The 9,339-nt window shown below is 72.9% G+C and carries 9 protein-coding genes; 2 read left to right on the top strand and 7 right to left on the bottom strand.

Annotation, left to right across the window (positions count from 1 at the left end):
- The first annotated feature begins 155 nt into the window (after positions 1-155).
- Both ABZ693_RS14025 and ABZ693_RS14020 read left to right on the top strand, forming a co-directional pair.
- Positions 156-992 carry an alpha/beta fold hydrolase gene (locus tag ABZ693_RS14025; protein WP_359876190.1) on the top strand — a complete coding sequence of 279 codons (837 nt, stop codon included), beginning with the start codon at positions 156-158 and terminating at the stop codon, positions 990-992.
- On the top strand, positions 985-1,548 hold the full coding sequence (locus ABZ693_RS14020) for a TetR/AcrR family transcriptional regulator (protein ID WP_359876189.1): 564 nt from the start codon (positions 985-987) through the stop codon (positions 1,546-1,548). The genes ABZ693_RS14025 and ABZ693_RS14020 overlap by 8 nt, the downstream gene beginning before the upstream one ends.
- A 51-nt stretch (positions 1,549-1,599) precedes the next feature.
- On the opposite strand, the gene ABZ693_RS14015 is transcribed toward ABZ693_RS14020, so the two are convergent.
- From ABZ693_RS14015 to ABZ693_RS13985, 7 genes are all read right to left on the bottom strand, one after another.
- Positions 1,600-2,418 carry a LysR family transcriptional regulator gene (locus ABZ693_RS14015; protein WP_435842418.1) on the bottom strand — a complete coding sequence of 273 codons (819 nt, stop codon included), beginning with the start codon at positions 2,416-2,418 and terminating at the stop codon, positions 1,600-1,602.
- Positions 2,419-2,813: 395 nt separating this feature from the next.
- Positions 2,814-3,440: a hypothetical protein gene (locus ABZ693_RS14010; protein WP_359876187.1), complete on the bottom strand. Its 627-nt coding sequence runs from the start codon at positions 3,438-3,440 to the stop codon at positions 2,814-2,816.
- 403 nt (positions 3,441-3,843) lie between these two features.
- A complete protein-coding gene (locus tag ABZ693_RS14005) occupies positions 3,844-4,431 on the bottom strand; it encodes a DUF1697 domain-containing protein (protein ID WP_359876185.1) in 588 nt (195 codons plus the stop codon).
- Positions 4,432-4,547: 116 nt separating this feature from the next.
- Entirely contained in the window at positions 4,548-5,762 is a 1,215-nt protein-coding gene (locus ABZ693_RS14000; RefSeq protein WP_359876184.1) for a S8 family peptidase, read from the bottom strand.
- A gap of 267 nt (positions 5,763-6,029) precedes the next feature.
- Positions 6,030-7,418: an ABC transporter substrate-binding protein gene (locus tag ABZ693_RS13995; protein WP_359876183.1), complete on the bottom strand. Its 1,389-nt coding sequence runs from the start codon at positions 7,416-7,418 to the stop codon at positions 6,030-6,032.
- Positions 7,415-8,257, bottom strand: coding sequence for a carbohydrate ABC transporter permease (locus tag ABZ693_RS13990; RefSeq protein WP_359876181.1), 843 nt, complete (start codon positions 8,255-8,257; stop codon positions 7,415-7,417). Before ABZ693_RS13990 ends, ABZ693_RS13995 begins: the two co-directional genes overlap by 4 nt.
- On the bottom strand, positions 8,254-9,216 hold the full coding sequence (locus ABZ693_RS13985) for a carbohydrate ABC transporter permease (RefSeq protein ID WP_435842421.1): 963 nt from the start codon (positions 9,214-9,216) through the stop codon (positions 8,254-8,256). The genes ABZ693_RS13990 and ABZ693_RS13985 overlap by 4 nt, the downstream gene beginning before the upstream one ends.
- Between the last annotated feature and the right edge of the window lie 123 nt (positions 9,217-9,339).

Here is a 9,339-nt window from a genome sequence, read left to right as displayed (position 1 = left end):
CTTGTGGTTGACGGACTGCTCGGCGATGGAGCCCGGGCCGCCGGCCGCGACCGTGTCGGGCCCCCCGCCGACCTGCCGAAAGTCCGCTGTTGACAGCCACAGGCTAATCGCATTAGCTTTTGGCTAACGGAATTAGCCAAGCCCTGGGGGATGACATGACCGAGTACCTGACCGTCGACGGCGGCACGCTCGCCTACGAAGTCGCCGGATCCGGCCCGCTGATCGCGCTCGCGCACGGCATGGGGGACAGCCGCGAGGCATACCGCGCCGTGATCCCGCGGCTCGTGGCGGCGGGCTACCGGGTCGCCGCGGTCGATCTGCGCGGCTGCGGCGAGTCCAGCGTCGACTGGCCGGCCTGGAGCCGTACCGACATCGCCGGCGACCTGCTCGCCGTCATCCGCCACCTGGGCGGCCCCGCCATCCTCGTCGGCCACTCGGTCTCCGGTGGCGCCGCCACCATCGCCGCCGCGCAGGAGCCCTCGCTGGTCACCGCCGTCGTCGAGATCGCCCCGTTCACCCGCAAGCAGTCGATGCGCCTGGGCGACCTGCGGGTCACCCGCTTCCGGCAGGGCATGCTGCGGCTGCTCGGTACGGCCCTGTTCGGCAGTGTGCCGATGTGGCGCGGGTATCTCGACGTGGCCTACCCCGGCGCGAAGCCCGCCCACTGGGACGAGCGGCTCGACCTCATCGAACGCCGGCTGCGCGAGCCCGGCCGGATGAAGGCCGTGCAGGGGATGGGCAAGAGTGCCCCGACCGACGCGGGCGCGCAGCTCGGCAACGTCCGCTGCCCCGTTCTCGTCCTGGAGGGCACGCTCGACCCCGACTGGGCCGACCCGCACGCCGAGGGAACGGCGATCGTCGGGGACCTGCCGGCCGGCCTCGGTCACCTGGAGATGATCGAGGGCGCCGGGCACTACCCGCACGACCAGTTCCCGGACGAGGTCGTCGCCCGCGTGCTCGCCTTCCTCGGGGCGGAGGTCGCCGGTGCCTAGGGCGGGACTGGACCCGGCGACCGTCGTCGAGGCCGGCGCCGCGCTCGCCGACGAAGTCGGCTTCGCGCGGCTGACGATGGGCTCACTGGCCGCCCGGCTGGGGGTGCGCACCCCGTCGCTCTACAAACACGTCGGCGGCCAGGACGACCTCAACCGCCGGATCGCGGCCCTCGCGCTGAGCCAGACCGCCGACGCCGTCGAGCGCGCGGTCGAGGGCCGTACGGGGCGCGACGCGCTGGCGGCCTCCGCCCGCGCCTTCCGCGGCTTCGTCGTCGCCCACCCGGGGCGGTACGCCGCGACGATCGGCATGGAACCGGCCGGCCCCGACGACCCGTTGGCGCTCGCGGGGCAGCGGCTGCTCGGCGCGTTCTCGGCCGTCCTGGGCGGCTACGCGATCCCGGAGGGGGGCGTGGAACACGCCTTGCGCATGCTGCGCAGCCTGTGCCACGGCTTCGCCACCCTCCAGGCGGCCAACGGCTTCCAGTGGAGCACCGACATCGACGAGAGCTTCGAGTGGGTGATCACCTTCGCAGACCGGGGCCTGCGCGCCATGTGAGCCACCGGCGGATCGCGGCCGCCGGACGGTCCGGCTGCGCCGGCCCGTCGGTCAGCCCGCGAGCCCGCCGGCGAACGCCCGCCGCGCGTGCGCGACGAACTCCCGTACACCCGGGCCGTATGCGCCCTTCCAGACCAGGGCGAGCAGCGCGGGTGTGTCGACGTCGGCGAGGCGGCGGACGGTGAGCCGGTCCCCGTAGTGCGCGGCCATCGACTCGCTGAGGACGGTGACGGCGAGTCCGCGTGCCGCCAGGTCGGCGAGCGCGTCCGCGGCGCCGGCCTCCAGGGCGATCGCGGGGCGGAGTCCCTGTGCGGCGCAGGCCTGGTCGAACAGGGTGCGCAGGCCCGTGCCCGACGGCATGCAGGCGAGCGGGTACGGGGTCAGGTCGCGCAGGGTGACGCCGGACCGGGCGGCGAGCGGGTGCCCGGCGGGGACGGCGGCCACAAGGCGTTCGCTGACGATCGTCAGCGACTCCAGGCCGTCGGGTGCGGCGCCCGCCGCGCCGATGAGGGCCAGGTCGAGGGTTCCGGCGCGCACCCCCTCCACCAGCCGGTCCGACCCGTCCTCGCGCAGCGCGATCTCCACGCCGGGATGCGCCTGATGGAAGGCGGCGAGGGCGTCGAACAGCGGTGTGAGGGTGCAGCCGACGACCATCCCGAGGGTGAGGCGCCCTCGGATCAGGCCGGTCACCTCGCCCACCGCCTGGCCGACGGCCTCGGCCGCGGTGAGCGCGGCGCGGGCGTGTTCGAGCGCGGCCTTGCCCGCCACGGTGAGGGTGACCGTACGGCCCGAGCGGTCGAACAGCGCGGCGCCCAGCTCGTGTTCGAGCTGCCGGATCTGGGCGCTCACACCGGACTGGCTGATGTGCACGCGCTCGGCGGCCCGGGTGAAGTTCCGTGCATCTCCGCGAGCTCCCTCGCCACGGTCGGCTGAGGAGCGTCGTCTGAGGCGCGTCGACGGAGTCGCGTCGACGCGGGCCGCCGCCGGATGATCTCCGCGCTGAGGACCGTGGCGGTTTCCCGCACACCGCTGTCACGACCATGAGGCACGCGCGAGGGAGCGGCGGAGAGTCGCCGTACGAAGCCCTCCGGCGAGCAGCCGGAGGGCTTCGGTCAGGCCGCGATCCCTGCCCGCGGCGGGCGTCACGCATCCGCACCCGGGCCCATGGGGCGGGCGTCCCTCCGTACGGGATCAGGGGCCAGGGGGACTTGGAGAGGGCAGGCGGCGGGGCGAAGAGCGGGCTCCGCCCCACCGCCGCCCGGCGGTCAGTGCCAGACGGTGCAGCCGATGTTCCAGCCCCACTGGGGGTTGCCGTACGGGTCGCCGTAGTTCGGGTTGGCGCCGCACACCCGGATCCAGTAGCCCGGCCCGTCGTAGTGGGACGGAGTGCTGGTGTAGACGCCCGACGGCACCTGGTAGTCCACGAAGGGCGTCCAACTCGACCCGCCGTCGCGGGAGATGTCGAGGTACAGGGCCTCTCCGCCGCCGTACAGCCAGCCCTCGCCCCACACGTGGTCGTGCCCGTCGCTGCCGGTGTAGACGTTCATCTGCACCGTGCTGGTGTGGCCGCCGACCGTGAACGTGGCACGGTAGGAGCCGGCCGCGGCGCCGGAGGTGCGCGCCGCGCCGTCCGGCAGCCGGCGCTCGGGGATCACCACGTGGCGCGGCTTGGCCGAGTCCTTGCCGCCCGTGGCGGCCGGTACGCGGACGTGGTCGAGAGCCGCCGCCCGCGCCTCGGTCCAGGCCCCCGCGTCCTGGGCCGCGGCGGGCCTGGCCGCCTGGGAACCCGTCGGGCCGGTCTCGGCGCCGGAAGCGTGCGCCGGGCCGGCCAGGGCGAGCACGCCGAGCAGCGCGGCCGCGCCACACGCCATGCGAGTACGTATCTGGGACACAAGTCCTCCGTCTGCGATCTGCCGTCCGGCCGCATGCGGGCCCCGGCGTCCTCCCCCGTGGGTGTGCCGATGCGGCACGGACAGGGTCCCGCCCGGACGGTTGCGTGAACGGGCAGTCATCTCGGCTGCCCCCGTCGGCACCGACCCTGGCAGCCGGGGGAATTGGCCGCGCGGGCCCGGCCCGGACCGCCCAGGTCACCGCGGGTGCCGACGCCGGACAATGCCGGGTTGTCCGCGGACAATCCGCTCCGTCCCACACCTCACCGCGCCCCGCCCCCTTCCCCGGACCCGGCGACCCCGCCGCGATTCAGCCGGTCGACGCGGCTCGGCCTCTTCGGGCTTCAACGCTTCAAACGCTTCAAACGCCTCAGACGCGGGGCACCCGCGGCACCCGGGACGGCCTTCAGGCGGCGTCGCCCTCGGCGGTCATCTCGACCAGTTTGCGCACCGTGTTCCAGTTGCGCGCCGTGGCGGTGAGGCCCTTGAAGAGCGCGGGGCGGTTGAGCGTCACGCCCAGCTTGGAGCGGCCGAGGCCGGCCGGGGTGTACAGGTACAGCGCGCGGTCGCCGAGCGCGAAGGCCTCGGGGGCGAAGACGGCCGGGTCGAGCGCGGCGAAGCGGTCGGCGGCGAGAGGGCCGGAGCAGTAGAAGGCGTGGAGCTGCTTGCCCTCCACCTCGGCGGCGGGGAACGGGCAGTCGCGCTCGACGGCGGACAGGTAGGCATGGTCGCGTACGAGGCAGGCCACCGTGAATCCGAAGTGCCGCTCGATCGCCGCCTCCAGCTCGGCGGCCAGTTCCGCCTCGGCGGTCTCCACGTCCCGGGGCGCGCGGTCGGTGGTGAAGACCGCGTTGCCGCTCTGCAGATAGGTCCGGACGCCGGTGTGGCCGAGTCCTTCGAGAACGGAACGGAGTTCCGCCATGGGGATCTTGTTGCGTCCACTGACGTTGATACCGCGCAGCAGGGCGGCCCAGGTGGAGGTGGTCGTCGTCATCCGCTCACCCTAGAACCCCTCACGGACAGGGCGGCACGAAGACGGCCGCCGTGCCCCGTGGGGGAGGGCGCGGCGGCCGTCGTTCAGCGGCAGCGGTGACTACCCGCGTACGGGTGTCACTCGACGATCTTCAGGAGCCGGTTGGCGGTGCCGGGGCTCGCGTTGCCGATCTTGTCCGGGGTCGCGCCGTCGACCAGCGCCTGCGCGACCTGGTCGGGCGTCGCGTCCTGGTGGCCGGCGAGGTAGACGGCGGCGGCGCCGACGACGTGCGGGGTGGCCATCGAGGTGCCGGAGATGGTCTTGGTCCCGGTGTCGCTGTCGTTCCAGGCCGAGGTGATCTCCGAGCCCGGGGCGTAGAGGTCCACGACCGAGCCGTAGTTGGAGAAGTCGGACTGCTGGTCGTCCTCGGTCGAGGAGGCGACGGTGAGGGCCTCCTCGACGCGGGACGGGGAGCCCTGGCCGGCGTCGGCGGACTCGTTGCCGGCCGCGACGCCGAAGGTGACGCCGGACGCGATGGCCTGGCGCACGGCGTCGTCGAGGGCCGGGTCGGCTCCGCCGCCGAGGCTCATGTTGGCGACGGACGGGCCCTTGTGGTTCTTGGTGACCCAGTCGATGCCGGCGACGACCTGCTCGGTGGTGCCGGAGCCGTTGTCGTCGAGCACGCGGACGGCGACGATCTTCGCCTTCTTCGCGACGCCGTACGTGGATCCGGCGATGGTGCCGGCCACGTGGGTGCCGTGGCCGTTGCCGTCGTCGGCGCTGTCGTCGTTGTCGACGGCGTCGTAGCCGGAGGAGGCGCGGCCGCCGAAGTCCTGGTGCGTGACGCGGACTCCGGTGTCGATGACGTACGCGGTGACGCCCTCGCCCGCACTGTCGGGGTACGTGTACGCGTCGTCGCCGGCGGTGTCGGTCTGGTCGACCCGGTCGAGGCCCCAGGAGGGCGGGTTCTCCTGGGTGGCCTCGATGCTGAACTTCCGGTTCTGGACGACCTTGGCGACGGCCGGGTCGGCGGCGAGGCGCTTGGCCTCGGTCTCGCTGAGGCCGTTGACGGAGAAGCCGTTGACGCGCGAGTCGTAGCTGCGGCGCAGGGTGCCGCCGTACTCCTTCGCGAGTTCGGTCTTGCCGTCCCGGCCCTTCTTCTCGTCGAGCAGCACGACGTAGCTGCCCGACACGGCGCCCTCGACGCCGAGTCCGTAGACCGTGCCTTCGGCGGGTACGGGCGCCGCACCGGCGAACTGCCCCGTGAGGACGGTCACTCCGGCCGCTGCCGCGATCGCGGTCGCGACGGCGGTGATCCGGGTGCGCTTGCGGTCACGCTTGTGTATTGCCATGAAGAGGAGTCTCCTCGTCAGGTTTTGTGGGGGGTTGGGTCTCCGGACGGAATCGTTCCGGCGACACCTTCGAAACCTTGTCTGATTGACGAGTGCAAATCAAGGGCTTCACGAAGCTATGACTTTTCCAACAAGCTTTCTTAAAGAGAAAAGGGGCGAGTCGCCTCAACTCGCCCCGCACGTCTCCAGAGTTGGCCGCCGGATCGTCACACCATCGCCACACCCTCACGGGGTTACGACGTCACGGCGTCACGGTGGCCCTGCGCGTCAGTCCCGCTGATAGCGCGCCAGCACCCGGTTGCCGTCCGTCTCCAGCCGGCGGCGCAGCTCCTCCGTGTCGATGGCGCCGCTGTAGTACTCCTGGAAGGCCGGGGTGGCCACCTTGTCCTTCCACTCCGGGTAGCCGCGCACCGACTGCGCGGGCGCCGGCCGCAGCCGCCGGGCGACCGCCGTGCCCGTGGCCCAGCCGAACTCCTCGGTGTGCAGGGCCGGATCGGTGAGGGCCGTGGCGGAGGTGGGCAGCATCCAGTCGCCGAGCGCGAGCCGCACGGTGTTGCAGGGCTGGAGGAAGAAGTCGAGGAAGGCCGCCGCCTCCTTCTTGTGCGGGCTGTCCTCGGCGACGGACAGGGTCTGCGGGCTGACGCCCTGCGCGAGCCCGCCGTCCCCGGCCGGCGCGGGCAGTACGGTCCAGTCGAAGCCCTCCGGGGCCTGCTGGGCGATCTGCTGACGGTACGAGAAGCCGAGCGGGACCATCGCGTACGTACCGGCGAAGAAGCCGGGCAGGATGTCGGAGCCGCCGCTGGCGAGGGTCTCCGGGGAGGCGGTGCGGTCGGTCCGCGCCATGGCCCGGATGGTGCCGGGGACGACCGCGTCGGCGTCGCCGAAACGGATGGCGACCTTGCCGTCCGGTCCGGGACCGCGGTGGAAGAGCCGGCCGCCGGCCGACAGGCCGAGGTTGAGCGAGACCGAGACGGGCTCCTTCAGCGGCCAGGCGACGGCGTACTTCCCCTTGCCTCCCCCGTTCTCTCCGTCTCCGCCGCCTCCGCCGCTCTTCTTCCTCATGCTCGCCGTCAGATCCCGGGCGACCTGCCGGAACTCCGCCCAGGTCCACGGCTGTTCGGCGGTCGGGATCCGGACCCCGGCCTGTCGCAGCAGCGTCCGGTTGGCCATGATCAGGCGCGGTTCCTGGAGGAAGGGCACGCCGTACACCCCGTCGCCGACCGTGGTGGTCCGCCAGCTCTCCTCGGGGATGTCGGCGCGCAGCCGTGCGGAGAGCAGCGGGCGCAGATCGGCGAGATAGCCGGCGTACGCGAAGTCGGCGAGATCGTCGGAGGCGTCGTGGATCAGGTCGGGGGCCTCGCCGCCCTCGAACGAGGTGAGCAGCTGGTCGTGTACGGAGTCCCAGCTGCCCTGCACGTACTCGACCCGCACCCGGGGGTGAGCCGCGTTCCACTCGGCGACCAGCGCCTTGTTGGCGTCGACGGACTCCTTCTGCCAGGCCAGGGAGAGGAAGCGGAGCCGGATCGTCCCGTCGGCGTCCGTACCCCGGTCGCCACCGCCCGCCGTACAGCCGGCGATGAGCAGGAGGAGGACGGCCGCGACGGACAGGGCGGCGGCGCGCACGCCCCGCGGTCTCGAAAGCGCCGGGCGCCTCATGCCTTCACCGCCCCGGCCGCCATCCCGCCCGTGATCTTCCGCTGGATGACGGCGAAGACGACGAGGGAGGGCAGCGTCGCGAGGAAGGCCGCCGCGGCGAGCGGCCCGAGGTCGGCGGCGCCCTCCGCGCCGAGGAAGTGGGTGAGGACCACGGGCAGGGTCTGGTTCTCCGGGGATTTGAGCAGGACGAGCGCGAAGAAGAACTCGTTCCACGCGGTGACGAAGGCGAACAGCGCGGTGGCGACGAGGCCGGGCGCGAGCAGCGGCGCGGTGACGGAGACGAGGGTGCGCAACCGCCCGGCGCCGTCCACGGCGGCCGCCTCCTCCAGCTCGCGCGGCACGGCCCGGACGTATCCGGTGAGCATCCACAGCGCGAAGGGCAGCGACCACACCAGGTAGACGAGGACGAGGCCGGTGCGGGTGTCGACGAGGTGGAGGTTCTTGAGGATCAGGAAGAGCGGGATGATCAGCAGGACCAGCGGGAACGCCTGGCTGGCCACGACCCAGCCGGTGGCCGCGGCGGTGAGCCGGGAGCGGTGCCGGGCGAGCACGTAGGCCAGCGGGGTGGCGACGGCGACCGCGAGGAGGGCGGCGGCCACGGCCGCGATCAGGCTGTTGCCGGCGGCGCGCAGCAGGGGCTGTTCCTCCAGGGCCTGCCGGAAGTTGTCGAGGGTGGGGTCCTGCGGAATCCAGGTGGGGTGCGGGGCCCCGAGTTCGCGGGCCGGCTTGAAGGCCGTGGAGACCAGCCACAGGAACGGGAAGACGAGGAAGGCCAGGTACGCGAGGAGGGCCGCGTACTGGCCGGCGCGGGCGGGCCCGCGGCCGCGGAAGGCACTCACCGGTCCTGGTCCCCCTTCAGCCGTCCGACGAGATACAGGGCGAGGAGTACGGAGACGACGGCGACCAGGACGCAGCCCATGGCGGCGGCGTAGCCGAACTGGCCGTAACGGAACGCCTCTTCGTACGCGAAGAGCATGGGCAGCCGGGTGCGGCCGCCCGGTCCGCCGCCGGTCAGCACGTAGACCAGGGCGAAGGAGTTGAGGTTCCAGATGAAGTTCAGGGAGGTGATGGCGAGGGCGACGGGCCGCAGGGCGGGCCAGGTGACGCTGCGGAAGCGGCGCCAGGCACCGGCGCCGTCGAGGGCGGCGGCCTCGTGGAGTTCGCGCGGGGTGTTCTGCAGTCCGGCGAGCAGGGCGACGGTGGTCTGCGGCAGTCCGGCCCAGACGCCGACGACGATGACGGCGGGCAGCGCGGTGCCGAGGCCGCTGAGCCAGGCGCGCCCGTCGCCGAGGCCGAGGTCGTGCAGGGTCTCGTTGAGGAGGCCGGCGTCGGGGTTGTAGACGAGGCGCCACATCATGCCGACGACGACCTCGGGCATCGCCCACGGGACGATCGCGAGCGTCCGGGCCAGCCAGCGCAGCCGGAGGTCCTGGTCGAGGAGGAGCGCGAGGCCGAGGGCGAGCAGGAACTGCAGGGCGGTGACGCCGACCGCCCAGAGCAGGCCGATGCGGAACGAGTCCCAGAACAGGGTGTCGTGGAGCAGGTCCTGGAAGTTGAGGGTGCCGATCCAGCGGGTGGCCTGGGTGCGGCCGGACTGGGCGTCGGTGAAGGCGAGGGCGATGCCGTGGAGGAGCGGGGCGACGCTGAGGATCAGGATCGGGAGCAGCGCGGGCAGGACGAGGAACCAGGCGCCGGGACCGAGGGCCGGGCCGCCGGAGCCGCGCCGGCGGCCGGGGCGCCGGCGGCCGGGGCGCCGGCCGGGGGCGGCGCCTCTCGCGGACCGCTTCGGCGCGGCCATGACATTCGCCAAGGGATCCCCTCCGGCTGCTGAGTATCCGCCTGCTTCGTTCTGTCTACTTCGTTCTGTCTACTTCGTTCCGTCTGCTTCGTTCTGTCTGCTTCGCATCCGGCCGACCGCTCG

It is taken from the genome of Streptomyces laurentii (assembly GCF_040635425.1).
Taxonomy (GTDB): Bacteria; Actinomycetota; Actinomycetes; order Streptomycetales; family Streptomycetaceae; genus Streptomyces; species Streptomyces laurentii.
This window is presented reverse-complemented; position numbering and strand designations above follow the sequence as displayed.

Bases quoted from the DNA above. Each gene is read 5' to 3' on its own strand.
- ABZ693_RS14025 (WP_359876190.1), top strand. From the start codon at position 156: ATGACCGAGTACCTGACCGTCGACGGCGGCACGCTCGCCTACGAAGTC.
- ABZ693_RS14005 (WP_359876185.1), bottom strand. From the start codon at position 4,431: ATGACGACGACCACCTCCACCTGGGCCGCCCTGCTGCGCGGTATCAAC.
- ABZ693_RS14000 (WP_359876184.1), bottom strand. From the start codon at position 5,762: ATGGCAATACACAAGCGTGACCGCAAGCGCACCCGGATCACCGCCGTC.
- ABZ693_RS13995 (WP_359876183.1), bottom strand. From the start codon at position 7,418: ATGAGGCGCCCGGCGCTTTCGAGACCGCGGGGCGTGCGCGCCGCCGCC.
- ABZ693_RS13985 (WP_435842421.1), bottom strand. From the start codon at position 9,216: ATGGCCGCGCCGAAGCGGTCCGCGAGAGGCGCCGCCCCCGGCCGGCGC.